15 protein-coding genes and 1 pseudogene are annotated in these 19,395 nt (G+C 43.8%); 9 read left to right on the top strand and 7 right to left on the bottom strand.

Features of this window, described 5'->3' with window-relative positions:
* Window positions 1–92: 92 nt before the first annotated feature.
* The 7 genes from E4N65_RS08090 to rpiB all read right to left on the bottom strand — a co-directional run bounded on the left by E4N65_RS08090 (window position 93) and on the right by rpiB (window position 8,846).
* The gene (locus E4N65_RS08090; protein ID WP_253672693.1) at window positions 93–2,498 is read right to left on the bottom strand and encodes an ATP-dependent helicase; all 2,406 of its coding nucleotides are present in this window, start codon (window positions 2,496–2,498) and stop codon (window positions 93–95) included.
* Window positions 2,499–2,508: 10 nt separating this feature from the next.
* Window positions 2,509–3,609 carry a slipin family protein gene (locus tag E4N65_RS08085; RefSeq protein ID WP_044015647.1) on the bottom strand — a complete coding sequence of 367 codons (1,101 nt, stop codon included), beginning with the start codon at window positions 3,607–3,609 and terminating at the stop codon, window positions 2,509–2,511.
* A gap of 991 nt (window positions 3,610–4,600) precedes the next feature.
* Window positions 4,601–4,744 (bottom strand): hypothetical protein, encoded by a 144-nt coding sequence (locus E4N65_RS08080; RefSeq protein WP_200877745.1) that lies wholly within the window; start codon window positions 4,742–4,744, stop codon window positions 4,601–4,603.
* 29 nt (window positions 4,745–4,773) lie between these two features.
* The gene (locus E4N65_RS08075; protein WP_044015649.1) at window positions 4,774–5,949 is read right to left on the bottom strand and encodes an iron-containing alcohol dehydrogenase; all 1,176 of its coding nucleotides are present in this window, start codon (window positions 5,947–5,949) and stop codon (window positions 4,774–4,776) included.
* Between the two features lie 251 nt (window positions 5,950–6,200).
* The gene (locus E4N65_RS08070; RefSeq protein ID WP_044015651.1) at window positions 6,201–6,689 is read right to left on the bottom strand and encodes a GNAT family N-acetyltransferase; all 489 of its coding nucleotides are present in this window, start codon (window positions 6,687–6,689) and stop codon (window positions 6,201–6,203) included.
* Window positions 6,690–6,789: 100 nt separating this feature from the next.
* Window positions 6,790–7,959, bottom strand: coding sequence for an ATP-binding protein (locus E4N65_RS08065; protein WP_044015654.1), 1,170 nt, complete (start codon window positions 7,957–7,959; stop codon window positions 6,790–6,792).
* A 434-nt stretch (window positions 7,960–8,393) separates the two neighbouring features.
* Entirely contained in the window at window positions 8,394–8,846 is a 453-nt protein-coding gene (gene rpiB, locus E4N65_RS08060; protein ID WP_044015656.1) for a ribose 5-phosphate isomerase B, read from the bottom strand.
* 270 nt (window positions 8,847–9,116) lie between these two features.
* On the opposite strand from rpiB, the gene E4N65_RS08055 reads away from it, so the two are divergent.
* The 9 genes and pseudogenes from E4N65_RS08055 to E4N65_RS08015 form a co-directional block, all read left to right on the top strand.
* A complete protein-coding gene (locus E4N65_RS08055) occupies window positions 9,117–9,725 on the top strand; it encodes a TetR/AcrR family transcriptional regulator (protein ID WP_044015658.1) in 609 nt (202 codons plus the stop codon).
* 124 nt (window positions 9,726–9,849) lie between these two features.
* Window positions 9,850–11,595, top strand: a complete 1,746-nt coding sequence (locus E4N65_RS08050; protein WP_044015661.1) for an ABC transporter ATP-binding protein — start codon at window positions 9,850–9,852, stop codon at window positions 11,593–11,595.
* Entirely contained in the window at window positions 11,588–13,327 is a 1,740-nt protein-coding gene (locus E4N65_RS08045; RefSeq protein ID WP_253672691.1) for an ABC transporter ATP-binding protein, read from the top strand. The genes E4N65_RS08050 and E4N65_RS08045 overlap by 8 nt, the downstream gene beginning before the upstream one ends.
* A 332-nt stretch (window positions 13,328–13,659) precedes the next feature.
* Window positions 13,660–15,258: a bifunctional aspartate transaminase/aspartate 4-decarboxylase gene (locus E4N65_RS08040; protein ID WP_044015664.1), complete on the top strand. Its 1,599-nt coding sequence runs from the start codon at window positions 13,660–13,662 to the stop codon at window positions 15,256–15,258.
* A gap of 17 nt (window positions 15,259–15,275) precedes the next feature.
* The gene (gene aspT / locus E4N65_RS08035) at window positions 15,276–17,009 is read left to right on the top strand and encodes an aspartate-alanine antiporter (RefSeq protein ID WP_044015666.1); all 1,734 of its coding nucleotides are present in this window, start codon (window positions 15,276–15,278) and stop codon (window positions 17,007–17,009) included.
* Window positions 17,010–17,194: 185 nt separating this feature from the next.
* Entirely contained in the window at window positions 17,195–17,506 is a 312-nt protein-coding gene (locus tag E4N65_RS08030) for a transposase family protein (RefSeq protein WP_200877747.1), read from the top strand.
* A complete protein-coding gene (locus E4N65_RS08025) occupies window positions 17,485–17,763 on the top strand; it encodes a helix-turn-helix domain-containing protein (RefSeq protein WP_200877749.1) in 279 nt (92 codons plus the stop codon). The genes E4N65_RS08030 and E4N65_RS08025 overlap by 22 nt, the downstream gene beginning before the upstream one ends.
* 34 nt (window positions 17,764–17,797) lie before the next feature.
* A complete protein-coding gene (locus tag E4N65_RS08020; RefSeq protein WP_016525501.1) occupies window positions 17,798–18,718 on the top strand; it encodes an IS481 family transposase in 921 nt (306 codons plus the stop codon).
* 191 nt (window positions 18,719–18,909) lie between these two features.
* Window positions 18,910–19,290: pseudogene (locus E4N65_RS08015) on the top strand (class I SAM-dependent methyltransferase); the annotation flags it as partial.
* Window positions 19,291–19,395: the final 105 nt, after the last annotated feature.

Raw genomic sequence — 19,395 nt, 5'->3', positions numbered from 1 at the left:
TCGCGTGAGCGCGAAACTCGCCATGAAAAGTGTACAAGGAGGTGCACTTTTCATGATGCAACGCAGTAGATATGCCGTATATTTGCAAAAGACTAGTCGACACGAAAAAGTTGAGCCCTCTGATACACAGGGAAAAAGCGTTTCTGGCTGCCGTTTTCAAACTGTACGGTAATCACCAATTCGCCGCCGCTTTGCCTTGACTGTACGACATAGCCGTAGCCGTAGTCGTCGTGAAAGATCTGCTGCCCGCACTTCCATAATGCAGCTTCTTCGTCGGCGGGAGAGGTAAAGCTTGCAATGGACTGTCCTATCACGTCGACAAGACCGCTGTCAATTTCCGCTAAAAAGCGGCTTGGTTCCATATACGACAGCTTTCCGTACATCCGCCGTGCTGCGCAGCTGGTCATATACAGCGCGTCCTGTGCACGGGTACAGGCAACGTACATCAACCGCCGCTCCTCTTCCATATCTTCGGCGCTTTCGTCATTGCGTGGAAAAATACCGTTTTCAAGACCGGTGATAATTACATTGCGGAACTCAAGCCCTTTTGTGTTGTGCATAGTGATAAGCTGCACGGCATCGGCTCCTGCATCGGTTTCCGCAAGGCTGCGGTCCAGTTCGATATGCTCCAAAAAGGAAGTCAGCCCGGCAGCCGAGCAAGGGTACAATGAGGCGGTATTGGCAAGTTCCTGCAAGTTCGCCGTTTTCTGCGTACCCATCACTTCGTCCTGATTCCGGTGAAAAACACCCAAACCTGTTTGCTCGATAACCGCCAGTACAAAGGCTGCGAGCCGCTCGCCCTGCTGTCCGTGTTTTTGCGTAACTGCCTGTTCAGAGGCGCCGGTGTCTATGGTACTGCCGATTGGGACATCAGACTGCACGGTGTCAGCTTGTGCATCGATGTCCACTGCCGTATCAAACGCCGCAGTGTCGGTAGTATTTGTGGAATCGTATTCGGCAAGGAGGCTGCGGAGCGAATGCAATGTGTTTAAAAACTCCTGTAGCGCGGTACCTGCTTTCTTAGATATCGGGAGCTTTGCTCCTGCGCCGAGCAGTACGGTAATGTAGTCGGCTCCTTGCTGAGCGCTTCCGCGGTCTTGTTCCGGTGAATCGCCGAATGCCAATACACCTGTATATGCCGGTAGTTCCGCGTTGACAGCTTCTTCCCCGTTTGCGGGCACACCTGTATATGCAGATGAATGCGCAAATGCTGCGCGGGCATACGCGACCAGTTTGTTCTGTGTGGTTTCGCCGATTCCCCGCGCGGGTTTATTCACCATACGGCGGAAAGCAATTTCGTCGCGCCCGTTTGCGATGAGCGCCAAAAGAGCCAGCGCATCCTTAATTTCCTCACGTTCGTAGAACTTGAGCGTACCGACTACTTTGTGCGGAATTTTTTCGTGCAGGAAAGTTGTTTCAAAGTTGAGCGACTGTGCATTAGTGCGGTACAAAATTGCCCAGTCTGAGTACGAGCCTCCCGCCCGCACCGCCTTTTTGATGAGCTGCACACACAGCTCTGCCTCCGCGTCTTGAGACGGTAGGTAATAAAGGCAGGGCTTTTGTCCGCCGGTTCCGCGTGCTGCAATCAGCGTTTTACCGAGCCGGCCCTCATTGCGGGAAACCACCGAGTCGGCGACGCGCAAAATCGGTTCATACGAGCGGTAGTTCCGCACCAGCCGGATAATCTTTGTGTGCGGAAATTGACGGTCAAAGGTCAGGATGTTCTGCACCTCCGCGCCGCGGAACCGGTAAATAGACTGATCGTCATCGCCGACAACACAGACATACGTGTCTTCGCCGGTCAATTCCCGCAATAGCTGAAACTGAGCGCTGTTTGAATCCTGATACTCATCCACGAGGATCACTTTAAAGCGTCTATGAAGCTGCTGGGCAATAGCGGTATGTTCTTGCAGCAGCTGAACCGGCAGCATAATCAAATCGCCGAAGTCGGCATTCCCTGTTTCACGGAGCCGCTGTTGATACGCACGGTAGATTACAGCGAACTCAGGCGCGGGGTCGATCATCGTAAGCTGCGGGTTATCAGGCAACAGGCAATAATCTTTCGCGCGGGAGATTTTCCGTATAAAGCGCTGCGCCTCCTGCTTATTTAGCTGAGGCAGCACTTTCATCAACAGCGTTACCGAATCATCATCATCGTAAATCGTAAAATTGGGAGAAAGCCCCGCCCATTCGGCATACCGGCGCAGCATCCACGCACCGAAAGAGTGAAAGGTGCGGATACTCGACCTGGCTGCGCGTTCATCCAGTGCCTGTGCCCGTTCCGCCATTTCCCGAGCAGCCTTGTTGGTAAAGGTAACTGCCAAAATCGATTCAGGACGCACATCTTGTTCTGCAATGAGCCACGCAATTTTTGTTGTAATAACCCGCGTCTTCCCCGAACCCGCACCAGCCAAAATCAAAAGCGGCGAGCCGGTATGACACACGGCTTCAAGTTGTTCAGGATTTAAAACCGATAAATATCCGCACGTTTCTTCCATCGTTCTCATGTTACTTTTGGCTAAGATTTCCCGTCAGCAATTCTTTAAGTTGATCTAAAATCTGCCCGCCGCCGGTAATGGAAATTTGGCTGATCTTTTCGCTCATCTTATCGACATATTCAAGTTCCTTGAGTTTTAGCAACAAGGGATTTTCCTCCATCAATTTAGCGGTATTGAGGAGGCTCCGCGTCGAAGCGGTTTCTTCGCGGCGGGTGATGATATTCGCCTGCGCTTTCTTTTCGGCAATCAACACTTGATTGACAATATCCCGAATCTCTCCCGGTAAAATAGTATCTTTCAGTCCGCATGAAAGCACTTCGATACCGAATTGCGCTTGATACGGTTTTAGAGTCTCCATGACAAAGGCATTGATTTCCTGTTTTTTTTGCAGCAGCTCATCAAAAAGGAGCGTGCCGACATACTCGCGCAATGCAAGTTGAAAGCACACATACAGCTGATTTTCATAATCGACATTTGCAACCAGCGCAGTAACCGGATCGTTTATTTTATACCGGCACATAAAATTAAGCCGGAGCAGGATTTTATCCTTTGTCAATATTTCTTGACCTGAAATTTCAAGTTGCCGTGCACGCATATCGGCTTTTATCACATTGATGGACTGAACACCTTTCCAGAAAAAATAATTCCCCGGTTCAAGTATTTTGATGAATTGTTTATCAAAGTAGAGAAGCCCCTTCTCGTATGGTTCAACTCCATAGCTGATAACGTAGGGTTTCAATACATCGGCAGTGAGGATATTCCGATCAATATCCGCGCTGATTTCAGGATTGTTCAAATCAATCTGCTGAAATGTTTTAACGCGGCTATTATTCCAAAAAATATGCTGTCCCGGTGTTAACACGTCTTTTAAAAACTCATCGTCAAAATAGAGCGCAATATGACCGGCACTCACCGTAACGGTTTCCGTTTGATTGCGGAATGCCTCGTCGGCAAGCAGTTCAGCCGGATCGCCTGCGGTATGCAGTTCTTCAAAAACCGAATGATATTCAAGCGTATAGCTTTTCCAATTCAAAAAAAATCCAGGCTTTAGGATTTTGATAAACTTTCCGTGCTTAAATAGCAATACCTTTTGATCAAACCTAATATACATACTTACTCCCTGTAATAGCTGAGGCAATTGCCCTGAGATTAAAAAGAATACGGAAGACCTGTCCTGCCGTCGAAGAACGGATCGCGGCTTTAGGAATGCTGCAATGCTTCTATGCTCGGTACGGTTAGGCGCTCTTTCTAAAAAGAGAACCGTAGCGTACTGAGTTTCGGCAGCTGCGCTCTACATTCCGGTATCTGCTGCAATGCTAAGTTATCCGCCGGTTGCCGTCTGCAAGCTCCTCACCTGACCCCGCACAAGTCCTCGGGACGGCACGGCATCAGATAGAAACAGTATGCAAAAGCGCCGAGACATCAGCGCCTTTGCCGCAGACAGCGAGGGCAAGTATTCCGTATGTGTTGTGGTGCTTCTTTTCAGAAGCTGTGTTACCATACGCTGCGTGAAGTGCAGTTGGGAATCGAACCCAATTAGTCCAGCCGGGCGAGAGAGTGCTTTGCTCTAACTCGACACCGGGTTATCTCATATTTTTTCACGGCAGAACGCAGGAGACTACTGTTCCGGCGCTGCTGTGCTCTAAATGAAACACCGCGTGAAAAAAACAGACGTCTTATTGTATGAGTTTATCGAGGCCTTGGCTAGAGGAAAGTGAGAATGCACCAGGGCAAATATTTAAAAAATGTTGAGTGTACTTGCCTTCTTTTTGCGAGCATCTCTAGAAATTATACCTGAGTTTTTTGCAGATGCCTATGATTGTATAATCAAAACTATGAGAAGTATTATATCATAAGTGTACGGATTTTGGTAGCGAATGCTACATTTCATATTAGAGTAAACGCATCGGATTTCCGGCGCAGCGCAGCCGTGCTTCAAATATGTTTGTTGATTCCCATTAGTTAACGAAAAACTAAATTTACAACCCAATGAGTAAATGTACCGATAGGGAGTAAATCGATATCGATTATGTTTTCGATGATTATGGCAGCAAACAAAGTAAGAGTGCCGTATTGTGTTATTTTCCGCTCAACTTCATTGCTTAAATTGAGTCCCGATAAAAATACATGACTGCCGTGCCATCGCCGAGTTTATCCGCAACGAAGGCATGGCTGAATTCATGTACGGTAAGGCCGATAATCACTCTGGGCAGCGAATACAGTATATTAGTCCAGTTAAAATTCATAAAAAAACGCTATCAGTGTAAAAACTCTTTTACAGCGCCGCTTTATAAATTGCAAGAACATCGGCTGCCGTTAAGGTTTGGAAGCCGCGGATTTTTCCGCTGCGGCTCCGGTGCATCACAGCCGCTTCCGCCATCTCTTTAAGATGCTCTTCGCCGATACCGACTTCACGCAGCGTCATCGGGATACCGAGCGATGCAAAAAATTCCGATGTCTTATCGATGGCGGCGTTTGCCGTTTTATAGACATCCGCGTCTGCGGGCAAGCCCCACACGTTGACACCGTATTCGGCAAGCTTATGCACGGTATTATCGTTCAGTACGTGCCGCATCCAGTGAGGGGTCAGGATTGCAAGTCCTACCCCATGCGTAATGTCATAAAAGGCGCTCAGCTCATGTTCCATCGGATGAGCCGACCACATCGTCATTTTTCCGCAACCCAACAAGCCGTTAATTGCCCATGTTCCTGCCCACATCAGATTGGCGCGGGCGTCATAATTATCGGGTTCCTTCAGCGCAATGGGGCCGTAGTGGATACAAGTCTTGAGTACCGCTTCGGCGGACCGGTCTTGTAAGTAAGCCCCGTCATCCAACGAAAAATAATTTTCAAACGTATGACTCATAATATCCGCAGTACCGGCGGCCGTATGCTCTTTGGGTACCGAGAACGTGTAGCACGGATCCATCACCGAGAATTTAGGCATTGCAGACGGTACTTCAAAGCCGAGCTTTTCCTTGGTTTTAAAATTGGTAATAACGGCTCCGCAATTCATTTCGGAACCCGTCGCTGCAAGGGTTAAGACAGTACCGAGCGGGAGGACGTTCTCCGCTGATGCCTTCCGGGTAACAATGTCCCACGGGTCGCCGTTATAGTGCGCACCGGCAGCGATTGCCTTAGCACAATCGATGGAACTTCCTCCGCCGACAGGGAGAATAAAATTAAGCTTATGTTCCCGTACCAGCGCGATTCCTTTTTCAACTTCTTCTATCCGGGGGTTGGGAGAGATGCCTGACAGCTCCGCATAAAAGATACCTTTTGATTTTAACTGCGCCGTTACCGTATCGTAAAGCCCGATTTTCTTGATACTCCCGCCGCCGTAACAGAGCAACACTCTATTGCCGTACTTTAGTATTTCATCGGCAAGCCCTTCGACACTGCCTTTCCCGAACAGTATCTTTACCGGTACATCAAAAACAAAATTGAACATCATAGCCTCCTAATCATTTTATGGAATGGAAAAAACGCTTTGATAAATCTATTTATTTAAGTTTAACATAGAATACATGATTGTACTATCCTGCATAGTCTAAAGTTTTATCTGGGGGCCTCACTCCGTTCGGGGCGCTACGTCCGCTGTTCCGCTTTCGCTCCATTCCTCCACTTCGTTTCTGTACGGACAAGGATGTCCGTGATGTGAATCAGCAGCTCCTATCGCTAACCCTGTGGGCAGCACAGAGCTTATATCTCCTTGCACATATATACTATTCCGATGTTCCTGCCGAATTTCCGCCAACAGTTCTTCAATCTTCCGTATTCAATAAACCCATGCTTCTTATGAAATGCAATGCTTTGCTCATTCTCATCGGATATATCAACAACAAGCTTTTTCATGCTGTGTTGTTTTGCGTCATTTTCCAGCAATGATACGATTTCCCGTCCCACACCTTTTCCGGTCATTTCCTGTTTAATGAAATACATGCAATCGCCGAGTTCGTTAAATGTTCGGATGTTTTTATATTTTTCCAGCATACAAAATCCGATAACCTCGTTTGCATTATTCATTATCGCGTATGCGCTGACAACATCGTCATCAACGAGGGTGTTAAAGAAGTCATACCCAACTTTTTCGGAACGGTATGCTGCTGTTGTGTGTTCAATATAATAATTGAAAATATCGATTGTTTCTTTTTTATATTTTGCAGTCAGCCTGTTAAAATGAATATCCATCAGCACCTCTCCTACTTTTTATACAAAACCAGCATAAAAATTTACCCTGTTCTATTATATGTATTGTAGCGGTATTATCTACAGCAATAATCGTAAAAGCTCACCGTAAATGCTTTTCCCAATCGCGCCAGCTCACATAGGAAGTACCGTTGATGTCCATACTCATATCGGATAAATAAAACACCGCATTTTTTGCCGTTTCATCATTCAGCAGCTGTAAATATTTTTTTGTGCTGCGCGACAGCTTTGCATCCGGGGCATTGGAGCTTTTTATCTCAATCGCAAAAGTACGGTTCCAATCCGCAATCGTATCTACCTCCAAGCCCTTGCTGTCTCTAAAAAAGGTCAGATTCGCTTTTTTGCCCTGATTCATGCGATATTTCAGTAATTCTGAAACGGCAAAGGTCTCAACCGCTGCTCCCTTGTATCTGCTCAAGAGCAAAGCCTCTTTTGTCTCCAGCCGTAAAAGATGACACAGCAGTCCTGAATCAACAAAATAGAGCTTCGGCGTTTTTACAATACTTCTTCCAAGATTATTGGTGTTCGGTTCAAGGAAGTGGATAATAAACGAAGCCTCTAAAATAGAAAGCCAGCTCTTGACCGTCGGTGCGGAAATACCGGTATCCCGCGCAATGCTATCCATAGAAAGCAGCTGCCCGCTCTGCACCGCACATATTTGAACAAACTTCTTAAACAGCGAAATATTGCCGGAATTAATCTGATCCCGTATATCCAAGTCCAAGTAGGTATCGATATAATTTTCATACCAATCCTCCGGAATAAAATGCCGGGCAGTATCATAGAGGGGCGGATATTGACCCGAAAAAATCAGCGTATACGGATTGTCCGGCAGCACACCGCCCGTCTGTAATTCGTGAATGGAAAACGGCAGCAGCTTCAAAAACGCTGCTCGCCCCGCCAAACTGTCCGTCATATTTGCTTTTAACCGGAGCTGACTGGAACCCGTTACGATAAACGTTCCCGGAGCGCTCTGTTCCCGATCCACATGCAGTTTTATCGCATCAAAGATTTCCGGTACTTTCTGCGCCTCATCAATCACCGCACCATCGGGAAACGCCATAATAAAGTCATTCGGATTCGACGCTGCAAGATCCCGCATTGTCCGGTCATCAAACGTCACATATTTTTTATCAGGGAAAACCGCTTTTGCCAGTGTTGACTTCCCGCTCTGCCGCGGCCCGGTTATCCCAATCACCGGAAACTGAGAAGCCAACCGCCGCAACGCCTCTTCCGCTGTCCTTTTAACCATATCGCCGCTCCTTTTTTAATCCGATTACAAGTAGACCTGTTTACCCCTTCTGTTGCTGAAGAGGTCTAGCATTGGAGATGATAATCCAAAGTATACTATGGGAGAATCCTAAAGTCAATATTGGGAATAATCCAAAGTTTTATATGGTGATAATCTAAAGTTTTGACGGGTTGTAATCTAAAGTTTTATGCAGTGATAATCTAAGGTCTTGTTTTTATATGGTGGTTTTCTCACTCCGTTCGGGTCGCTACGTCTGCTGTTTCGCTTTCGCTCCATTTCTCCGCTTCGTTTCTATACGGACAAGGATGTCCGTGATGTGAATCAGAAGCTCCCATCGCTAATCCTATTGTAGCGGTATACATTATCTCTCTATAGACTAAGGCTATGAGCAGGGGGCGGAGCGGTTTGTTACATTATACCGCCCGCCTATGATATTATTTACTGTACTTCTTTTCTATATCGCCGATCATATTGACGCGTTTTGTGTAGCTGCCGCCTTCAAACTGTGCATCAAAAAAAGCATCGACAATTGCTTTTGCTATTTCAGGGCCTACAATACATACCCCCATAGAAACGATATTGATATCACTGTGCTCAACAGCCAATTTTGCGGTGCACGGTTCACTACACGCGGCAGCACGGATTCCCGGAACCTTATTTGCGGCGAGGGAAATACCGATACCTGATCCGCAGATCAATATTCCTTTTTCAACCTCCTTCGATTTAATTGCCTCAGCAACCTTTAAACCGAATTCGGGATAATCGACCGGAACCTTCGGATCTGTCGTTCCGTAATCGACACATTCATACCCTTTGTTTCGTACATGTTCCATTAAGATATGTTTTAATCCAACCGATGCATGATCGCATCCAAAACCGACCTTCATAGTATGCTCCCTTTGTATCGTAAGATTTTTGATCATTTTCTACAAACCGGAATCTTATAGAAAAGATCGCAATTATTGCAACTTCTATTGCAGTGCTACAACATAATAACATATTTATAGCGAAAATACTATGGATAGGATATCTCTAAAAAACTCACGCAGATTTGTTTCGCGTTCTTCGGAATAGATACACTCATCCCCTTGACACCTACCCCAATCGGTTGTATTTTTATATGTGTTAGCTAACGCTGTATGCAAAAGAAGGAATCCATGCCGAGAGACAAAACCGCCAATCATATAAAAATTATAGCTGCGGCAAAAGCCGAATTTATGGAGATGGGCTTTGATAAGTCTTCCATGCGGCGCATTGCTGAACGCTGCGGTATGACGGCTGCGGGAATATATCGGCATTGTGTGGATAAAGCAGACCTCTTTGATCAAATTGTCGCTCCTGCGGTGGATCGCATAAACGCTTGGTTGGATGCGCACGTTGCGCGGTATGTGGATGCAGTCCATCACGAAGAACGTATACAGTGGCGGGATTCTGAAATCGACATGATGCGTGAGATTATCTATCCGAACATGGAAGAATATCATCTATTGCTGGCAAAATCGCGGGGGAGTAAGTACGAGCATTTCCTCCACGATCTTACAGAGGGGCAGCAAGCGCAGCTTTTACAATATATGCCGATGCTGAAAGCGCAAGGCTACGCGGTGAGGGATATTACTCCAAAGGAGCTGCATCTTTTGCTTTCAGCATATACGACTGCTCTTTTTGAACCGGTTATCCATAATTACAGCGTGAAAGAAGCACTCCGCTGCTTAACAACGGTAGAGGCATTCTTTGTTCCGGGCTGGAAGCAGTTGTTAGGGTTCTGATAGCTTGCATAATTGAATAGTGTTAAAAGACACACCGCCTCGTGTGTGAAGAGTGGCGATGAGTTTAAGTAAATGTTAGCTAATGCTAACTATTGTTTGTTAGCTAACAAAAGGAAGTTTGCTTATGAAGGAAAAAGAAAAAAGTCCTTCGCCTATCGCGTGGGCGTTGGGACAAACAGGGGAACACAAAGGACAATATGTTTTGAGTGTTATCCTCGCAGTCATCGGTGTGGCCTTTTCCATCGCACCGTATTTTGTTGTTGCCGGCATCGTACATGGTTTGATGGGCGGAAACAAAGACCTTTCATATTATATGATACGTTGTCTGATTATCGCAGCGTTCTGGTTTTGCCGTGTACTGTTTCATGCGCTCAGTACATCGACAAGTCATAGAGCAACGTTTGCAGTACTCGCTGAACTCCGAAAACGCTGCACGGAAAAACTGACAAGAATGCCGCTGGGGGCGGTGCTGGAGCAAAGTTCCGGGGCGCTCAAAAATACGCTCATCGAACGTATCGACAGCATTGAAACAACACTGGCGCATATCGTTCCGGAGTTCACCGCAAATTTACTGATCCCCGTCATCATTTTGATCTACATTTTTACCATTGATTGGCGTATGGGGCTGGCTTCGCTTGCAACGATACCGGTGGGATTTTTCTGTTATAGTCTTATGATGAAGGGCAGTCCTCAATTTTATCAACGCACGGTTACAGCCACCAAAGCGCTCAATGATACGGCGGTTGAATATATCGGCGGTATTCAAGTCATCAAAGTTTTCGGAAATACAAAAAGTTCCTACGACCGCTTTGTGCATGATGCCTATGAAGCCGCTCACAGCTATATCGATTGGATGCGCTCCTGCATTCTCACCTTTACATTCGCCACGGTAATCATGCCCGCTACAATGGTTTCCGTGCTCCCCATCGGCGGTCTTTTGGTAAAAGGCGGCTCTCTTTCTCCGCAGAATCTGGTAACAATTATTATTCTGTCTGTCGGCATCATCACACCGCTTATAACCTTGATGAGTTATTCGGACGATTTTCGAACCATGGGAACCATCTTCGGTGAAGTTCAAAGTATTCTGTATGCTCCCGAAATGGAGCGCCCTGTAGACGGAACTGTTCCAAAGAGAAATACGCTGAAACTGCAGGATGTTCATTTTTCGTATAAGGAAAAGGAAGTGCTTCACGGCATTTCGATGGAAATCCCGGAGGGCCGTTTTATTGCGCTGGTCGGTCCTTCCGGCAGCGGAAAGAGTACCATTGCGCGCCTCATCGCTTCGCTTTGGGATGTGAGCAGCGGCTCAATTTTGCTGGGGGATACGGACATTCGCGCAATTCCGCAAGAGGCCTATTCGGATAAGATTGCCTTTGTCTCGCAGGATAATTATCTATTCAACATGACGGTCAGGGAAAATATCCGCATCGGACGGGCGGATGCAACTGATGCGGAAGTGGAGGAAGCGGCGAGACAAAGCGGTTGCCATGAATTCATTATGGAGCTGGAAAACGGTTACGATACTTTGGTAGGCACTTCCGGCGGGCATCTTTCCGGCGGCGAGCGGCAGCGTATTTCCATTGCCAGAGCAATGCTGAAAGCGGCGCCCATTATCATTTTGGATGAAGCAACCGCATACACCGATCCTGAAAACGAGGCGGTCATTCAGCGCTCTATCTCGAAGCTGACGGAGGGGAAGACGCTCATCGTGATTGCGCACCGGCTCTCGACGGTCTCCTCTGCGGATTGTATTTATGTCATTAAAGACGGCGCCGTTGCAGACAGCGGAACTCATGATGAGCTTCTTTCTCATCACGGGTTATATGAAACGATGTGGAATGCACATATTGAGGTGAAAGATCATGCTTAAAGTTATTAGAAAGTTTTTTGCGTTCTGCGGTGAAGAAAACCGCCGGAAATTTATCACTTCCATTCGGCTCAATGTTATCCAGGCGCTGTTTGAGGCGCTAAAGATTCCGGCGATTGCAGTGATGATTCGGGCGCTGATGAACGGAACGGTAGACACAAACGATATCCTGCTCTCGTTAGGGATTATGCTGATCAGCATTGCCGGATCGGGATTGCTAAAATCAAAGGCTGTTATGTTGCAGACCGAAGGGGGCTATGACACTTGTGCGAAAAAACGAGTGGAGATTGCGGAGCATCTGCGGTATCTTCCGATGGGATACTTTAACGCCAACAGCCTCGGGCAGATTACGTCTATCACAACTAATATAATGGAAAGCCTTGAAAATATTGCAACCCGTGTGGTAATGCTTGTCTGCGACGGTCTGCTTACAACTTCGCTTATTGTCATCATGTTGTTTTTCTTCGATTGGAGAATCGCCTGTGTACTGCTCTGCGGTTTTTCGCTGTTTCTTTTTGCAAACAGCCGTCTCCGGATTGCTTCCGAAAAGGTGTCGGGAAAAAAGATACGCGCAGATGAAAGACTCGTAGAAAAGGTTCTGGAATACCTGCAAGGAATGACCGAGGTTAAGGCTTACCGGTTGACGGGAGTTAAGAGCAAGGAATTAAATGAGGCTATCTCGGAAAACAGTAAGATCAATATCGACATGGAAATGACACTGGTGCCGCGCATAGCATTGCAGAGTTTTATCGCCAAGCTTACCGGTGCGGCAATGGTAGCTTTTTCATGCGTATTTTATTGTGCCGGAAGTATGGACGCGCTGAATGCTGTTGTCATGGTAATCTCCTCATTTATCATCTATACCAGTCTGGAAACGGCAGGACAATACTCGTCACTGCTGCGCGTAGTTGATATGAGTGTTGACCGGGCGCAGGAAATTCTGAACACGCCGCAGATGGATATATCCGGAGAAAATATTACACCGGCAGTGCGTGATATTACTGCGCAGGATATAGCATTTTCGTATGAGAAGCGAAAGATCATCGACGGGATTTCATTGCATATTCCTGAAAAGACCACGACGGCGATTGTCGGACCTTCCGGCGGAGGAAAAACCACCTTAGTAAATCTGCTTGCACGGTTCTGGGATGTAGACGGGGGAACCGTTATGCTGGGCGGCCGGAATGTGAAAGATTACGATATGGATTCCTTGATGGCGAATTTCAGTTTTGTGTTCCAATCGGTCTATTTATTCCACGACACCATCGCCAACAATATCCGCTTTGGTCAGCCCGGCGCTCCGATGGCGGATGTGATCGCTGCGGCAAAAAAAGCCTGCTGCCATGACTTTATCTCAAGCCTTCCCCAAGGATACGATACGGTTGTCGGTGAAGGCGGCGCAAGCCTTTCCGGCGGCGAAAAGCAGCGCATCTCTATTGCCCGCGCCATGATGAAAAACGCACCGGTCATCTTTTTGGATGAGGCAACCGCCAACGTTGATCCCGAAAATGAAAACGAACTGATGCACGCCGTCCAAGCGCTTACCGCCGAAAAGACCGTCATCATGATAGCCCACCGGCTGAAAACCGTTGAGAGAGCCGATCAAATCATCGTCGTAGACCACGGCAAGATTGTACAGCAGGGCACACATGCCGAACTGATGGAGCAGGACGGCATTTACCGAAACTTTATCGGCGAGCGTCGCGAAGCTGCAAGTTGGAAGGTACATAAATAATTATATGGAGGTTCCCCTCACTGCGTTCGGGTGGGGGAAAAATCTGACAGTGGAAAAAAGCCTTAAAAATGGTATAATATCGGCAAATATGTAGAGAGAAAACTGTGAAGAAAAAGGTGGTGAGTTCATTTGCTGAACTCAATAACTGGAACTTAGAAAGCAAAGAAATAAAGCAAGAGGTGTTGTGAGATAATACATATGTGACAAGAATATACAAAATGGCTTGCGAATGATATAATTAAATGATATAATTTAAATATAAAAGATGTTGATGGTTTTTTTGTATTGCGGTTAGAAAAACTTATGCAGTTAGAAGGAAAGGAGAATTAAAGATGATTACAAAGAGCTTCGAAAGAAAATTAGAAAAACTTGGTGCATTTGAAATTAGCTTTGATATGTTGAAATTATCAGAAAAGAATGAGAAACATTTGAAATTTTTGAATGCAGGAAGAGGAAATCCTAATTGGATTAATACCTTGGGAAGATTAGCTTTTGCAAGACTGATGGAATTTGGCGTGTCAGAATGCAAAAGAACTCTAGATAAAGGAGATTTAGCTGGATATGTTGACTCCAATGGAATTGAGGAGAGGTACAATGCTTTTTTAAATCGTGACGATGAGGTGGATGTATTTCTTAAAAAGATCGTGGAGTATAGCGTAGACCATCTAGATTTAGATAAGAAAAGCCTTATTTTGGAGCTTACAAATGGCATTATAGGAAATAATTATCCGGTTCCTAGCCGTTGTTTGGAGAATACGGAGCACATCATCAATGCATTTCTTCAAAGCATTCTATATGGGAAGGCTAATTTAAGAAAAAATACTAAGGTATTTCCAGTAGAAGGCGGTACGGCTGCAATTGTTTATATATTTGATTCCTTAAAGCATAATGGACTACTTAATGATGGAGACCACATTGCAATCAACACACCGGTATTTACTCCTTATATTCAGATTCCGAGACTATCAAATTTTGATTTAGCAGAGGTCGATCTTCAAGCAAGGGAAGAAAATCAGTGGCATATTCCAGATTCTGAATTTGAAAAGCTTTTGGACCCTTCTGTCAAGGCATTTTTCTTAGTGAATCCATCAAATCCGGGTTCTCGTAGTCTTACAGATGAGTCTTTGGAACAGTTAAGAAAGGTAGTTGTAAAGCGTCCGGATCTTATTATTATAACAGATGATGTATACGGTACTTTTGTAAATGGATTCCGCACTGTTTATTCCGTTTGCCCAAGAAACACTATTTTGGTTTATTCGTATTCAAAGCTTTATGGTGTTACAGGATGGAGACTCGGAGTTATAGCAATTAATGAAGATAATGTTTTTGATGAACTGATTAAGAAGCTTCCTGAGAAGAAGAAAAAAGAACTAGAAAGCGATTATTCTATCGTTACATTTAATCCTTCGGAAATGAGCTTTGTTGAAAGGATATGTGCAGACAGCAGATCTATTGGATTGTATCATACAAGCGGGCTATCTACACCACAGCAGATTATGATGGTTCTTTTTTCTATGACTCATTTGGTTCTTGAAAATGAAAAGGATCAATACATTGAAGCTTGTAAAGAAATTACAGCGATTCGTTACCACAATTTAATGTCTACATTAGGCTTACCTGAGGATAACAGTGATTCCAATGCTAAATATTATACACTGATTGACATATATCAACTTGCAGAGACAAATTATGATAAGAACTTCGCAACATGGCTTAGAAATGAATTTGAGGAAATAGATTTTCTTTTACATCTAGCAAAGGAAGATGGTGTTGTGTTGATGGAAGGAGTTGGTTTTGGAGCAACTCCGGGTACAGTCAGAGTTTCAGAAGCAAACTTAGCGGACAATGATTATAAGAAAATAGCAAATCGTATCCTGTCCCTTTTGAAGGAGTATTACGAAAAGTATGCAAAAGAGAAAAAGGATAAATAGGATAAGGGGGATTTCATATGAATATAGGATTAATCTCACATGAAGTGTTGGAAACAGCACAGCATATTACGATAACAGGTTTTTCCGATATAGCCCATTATTTGATTGCAAATCCGGTTATTTCTATCTTTATATGTCTTGCACTAGGGTATCTTATTGGAAAGCTAAAAATCAAATCCTTTACTATAGGTGCCACTGTAGGAACTTTGCTGGTAGGACTTCTCATATCCCTGGTATTTAAGGGGGCGGGAACCTATGAGATTGACGGAACTGTAAAGACAATCTTTTTCTCACTGTTTATTTTTGCTATCGGATATGAGGTGGGACCTTCATTTTTTGCAAGTTTAAAAAGCTCCGGCCTTAAGATTATTATCCTATCCCTTTTCTTCGCCGTGGTAGCTTTTGCAGTTTCGATTGTTTTGTTTAAGGCTTTTGGTATCGGAGCGGGAGAAGCCGGCGGAATTTTGGCCGGTAGCCTTACACAGTCTGCAATCCTGGGAACAGCGGATTCCACGATGAAGGGAATGCTTTCAGGCACAGAACTGAAAACAGCGGAAAGTCAGATGGCAATTGCCTATGCGCTTACCTATGTTTTCGGAACCGTTGGGGTAGTGGTGTTTTTGAAAAACGGTGCAGCGAAGTTAATTGGTGTAAATCTGACAGATACTGTTAAGAAGAAAATCGATCAAACAAATTTCCATGAGTCTTCTTCGGAAAATACTGTTGTTGGAAATATCAAAGCACGTGCATTTTGCATAGAAAATGGTGCAGAATTTATTGGTAAAACAATAGGTTCAGTGGAAGAGCAGTACGGGGATGATCTTACAATAACGAAAATCATTCGAAAGGGTACACAGGTGAACCTTGCACCGGATGTGCAGCTCCTGGAAGGGGATACGGTTACGATTATCGGACTTCTTGATGCAGTATTGCATTTTGAAGCTTCTGGCATGGAGGAAACTAATGATTCAGAAGCTCTTAGGCTAGATGTGGTAAAGCAAGAAATAGTTTTAACTAACAATTTCTCTCTAGATGTTATAAAGAATCTTTCAAAAAATGGAATCGTCATTTCAGAAAGGATGAGAGATAACAATATTCTCCCTGAAGAGGAGGAGTTAAAGGCTCTTGATCACTTGATATTGGTGGGACCGAAAGCCTTGATTGCGAAGGTTGTAAAGAAACTTGGTTATGTGAAGGATACAGGTACCGAGACAGATGTATCCTTCATCAGCATGGGGCTTGTATTCGGTTTATTAATCGGTGCAATCAGCTTCGTAGTATCCGGAATTCCGATTACACTCGGATCCGGCGGAGGTGCCTTGATTGGAGGGCTTTTATTCGGATATTATCAGGACAAACATTCTAACTATGGACTGATGCCGAAAGCAACACGGTGGTTTTGCAAGAGTGTGGGACTGAATCTATTTATCGCCATTGTGGGGCTTACATCCGGTGCATCCTTCTTATCCGCCCTGCAATCGATGGGCGTAAAGGTACTTTTAATCGGTGTTTTGGTAACCATTTTGCCTCATATTGCTTCCGTTTACTTTGGAAGATTTGTGTTAAAGTTGGATGCTGTAGATATCATTGGTGCTCTATGTGGTGCTGGAACGTGTACAGCAGCACTTAACGGAGTTGTGGAGGAATATGATTCAAGTATTTTTGCTATAGCATATACACCAGGATATGCAATGGGAAATATTTTACTTACAGTCTTAGGTCCTCTTGTAGTAGCAATATGCATACATTAGTTATTTGAGTAGATAAGATAGATAGATTCATACATTTATTTTAAGGAAAAGTGGTTGTATAATATTTAGCGTTGGTGAGAGAAAAAATCCTCTCCCAACGCTAAATTTTTACAAAAAAATAGGAACACACATCAAATCTCGTGTATAATTTAAATCGCACAAAATAAAAAACAAGGAGAAATGATATGTGTTCTAATGCTAGTATAACAGAAATCTTAGGAATTAACGATAAGAATTTAGTAATTTTAGGTAACGAAAAAGAAAATATTAAGGAGATAGAATATACAGTCTTAAGGGGAAAGCTTTCATATAGGCCAGCTTGCTGCCCTAAGTGTGGTATAGTCAATGAAAATTATGACATTATTAGAAATGGGAGTCAGACTGTAAAAATACTTTTTAATAGGGTTAATACAACCCCTTTGATATTGATGGTTAAAAGCAGAGATTTTTCTGTAAGCATTGCGAGTCAACATTTATGGCTAAAACACCTATCGTAGATAAGGGGTGCTTCATATCGAATGATGTTAAGAGGTCTATAGTTTTAAACCTATGTGAGACTAAGTCAATGGACCTAATTGCAAGAGAACACTGTGTATCTCCTACTAATATTGCCAGAATACTCCGTTTAACTGAAGATAGGAGAAGAAAAAATATTCTATCAATAGATGAATTCAAGTCAGTAAATACAGTTGATGCGTCTATGAGTGTAAATTTAACCGATTTAGAAGAAAGAAAGGTTTCTGATATAATGTAAATCTACCAAACCACATTAAGGAGAAACCTTTCATATGAGTAGTATATCAGAAATATACCGTGTTCGTCAACGGGCAATTGAGTATGCAATAAAACATAATAATAATTCAAAGGCAGCAGTGAAGTATAAGACATCACGTCAGCAGATAAAACGTTGGAGAGACAGATACGACGGCACAGTCCAGTCTCTCCTGCCAAAAAGCAGAAGACCTAAAAGCCACCCAAACCAGCACACGCAAGAAGAAGTAGGGATGGTTATGAAAAAGTACAGGAAATTTGGCTATGAAGGGCTGGCAGAAGTTTATGTCAAAGCGAGAAAGGAAGGCTATAGCCGTACATACGATTCAATGTGCAAGATAATAAGGAAAATGAAGGGCAATGCCAAAGAAAAGCCTAAAAAGCTGCATAAAAGAAAAAAAAAGGTTGAACAGGCGAAGTACCCTGGGGAAAGAGTACAGATAGACATAAAATATGTTCCGGAAGAATGCATACAGTTTGGTACACGTGACCAGAAGTATTATCAAATAACGGCATTAGATGAATATACAAGAAAAAGAGTGTTAAGGATAGCAGATGAAAAAAGCACCTATCAGACCGCAAAGTTTCTAGAGAACTTGGAAAGGGAGCAGGGATTTGACATAAAGAAAGTTCAGACAGACAATGGGAAAGAGTTCACAAATTCTGAAAGTGATAAGAAAACACTGTTTGAGCTGAAACTGGAGGAGAAGGGGATAGAGTACGTGACAACCCGTCCATATTCGCCATGGGAGAATGGAAAAGTGGAAAGAAGCCACAGGCTTGACAGCAAGTACTATGCAGACAAGAAATTTAAAAGCAAGGAAGAACTGTTAAGGGCAATAAGGAAATACAATACAAGATACAACAACATATCAAGAAAAGTACTAGGCTTTAAGAGTCCAAATGAAGTGTTAAAAGAGTACAAGCAAAATCAGTAGGTTAAAGATACATTAGGAAAGAAACATTTTTTTTAATATATTTTTGTAACAAATGTTTGACATCTATACAGAAAGCAAAGAAATAAAGCAAGAGGATTGAATATAAGCACACAGGTTAATTGATATTTAGCTTGAGTAAATGGCAAAATGTGGAAAAAGTGATATAATGAGACGGACGAGAAGATTATAAGATGAACAATTATATAAAATTAAATGAAGATAGATGGAATAATGTAAAAAATGACTATACTGAGCCATTGACACATGAAGAATTAGAAGAAGTTAGAAATAATCCAATTTCTGTTGCATTAACTGTTGGGAAAAAAGTTCCGAAAGAATGGTTTGAAAAAGCCAACGGAAAAAAGATATTAGGTTTAGCTTGTGGTGGTGGACAGCAGGGACCGGTTTTTGCTATAAAAGGTTATGATGTAACCATAATGGATTTTTCTAAATCACAATTACAAAGAGATGATATGGTTGCTAAACGAGAAGGCTTAAAAATCAACACAGTTCAAGGCGATATGACAAAATCATTTCCATTTGAAAATGAAACTTTTAATATCCCCATCAACAACCATGCTTTCCAATAATGAAAAGTTCCTGCAGGTAAAAACAATAAAATTCCTATGGCCACCACGCCGAGAGAAAACTTTAACAGTGCTTTAAAGCATAAATCT

It is taken from the genome of Treponema sp. OMZ 855 (assembly GCF_024181145.1).
In the GTDB taxonomy this organism is placed as follows: domain Bacteria; phylum Spirochaetota; class Spirochaetia; order Treponematales; family Treponemataceae; genus Treponema.
This window is presented reverse-complemented; position numbering and strand designations above follow the sequence as displayed.

What these genes read in the sequence shown, in the direction of transcription:
- E4N65_RS08090 (WP_253672693.1), bottom strand. Translation starts at nt 2,498, where the DNA reads ATGGAAGAAACGTGCGGATATTTATCGGTTTTAAATCCTGAACAACTT.
- E4N65_RS08085 (WP_044015647.1), bottom strand. Translation starts at nt 3,609, where the DNA reads ATGTATATTAGGTTTGATCAAAAGGTATTGCTATTTAAGCACGGAAAG.
- E4N65_RS08080 (WP_200877745.1), bottom strand. Translation starts at nt 4,744, where the DNA reads ATGAATTTTAACTGGACTAATATACTGTATTCGCTGCCCAGAGTGATT.
- E4N65_RS08075 (WP_044015649.1), bottom strand. Translation starts at nt 5,949, where the DNA reads ATGTTCAATTTTGTTTTTGATGTACCGGTAAAGATACTGTTCGGGAAA.
- E4N65_RS08070 (WP_044015651.1), bottom strand. Translation starts at nt 6,689, where the DNA reads ATGGATATTCATTTTAACAGGCTGACTGCAAAATATAAAAAAGAAACA.
- E4N65_RS08065 (WP_044015654.1), bottom strand. Translation starts at nt 7,959, where the DNA reads ATGGTTAAAAGGACAGCGGAAGAGGCGTTGCGGCGGTTGGCTTCTCAG.
- rpiB (WP_044015656.1), bottom strand. Translation starts at nt 8,846, where the DNA reads ATGAAGGTCGGTTTTGGATGCGATCATGCATCGGTTGGATTAAAACAT.
- E4N65_RS08055 (WP_044015658.1), top strand. Translation starts at nt 9,117, where the DNA reads ATGCCGAGAGACAAAACCGCCAATCATATAAAAATTATAGCTGCGGCA.
- E4N65_RS08050 (WP_044015661.1), top strand. Translation starts at nt 9,850, where the DNA reads ATGAAGGAAAAAGAAAAAAGTCCTTCGCCTATCGCGTGGGCGTTGGGA.
- E4N65_RS08045 (WP_253672691.1), top strand. Translation starts at nt 11,588, where the DNA reads ATGCTTAAAGTTATTAGAAAGTTTTTTGCGTTCTGCGGTGAAGAAAAC.
- E4N65_RS08040 (WP_044015664.1), top strand. Translation starts at nt 13,660, where the DNA reads ATGATTACAAAGAGCTTCGAAAGAAAATTAGAAAAACTTGGTGCATTT.
- aspT (WP_044015666.1), top strand. Translation starts at nt 15,276, where the DNA reads ATGAATATAGGATTAATCTCACATGAAGTGTTGGAAACAGCACAGCAT.
- E4N65_RS08030 (WP_200877747.1), top strand. Translation starts at nt 17,195, where the DNA reads ATGTGTTCTAATGCTAGTATAACAGAAATCTTAGGAATTAACGATAAG.
- E4N65_RS08025 (WP_200877749.1), top strand. Translation starts at nt 17,485, where the DNA reads ATGGCTAAAACACCTATCGTAGATAAGGGGTGCTTCATATCGAATGAT.
- E4N65_RS08020 (WP_016525501.1), top strand. Translation starts at nt 17,798, where the DNA reads ATGAGTAGTATATCAGAAATATACCGTGTTCGTCAACGGGCAATTGAG.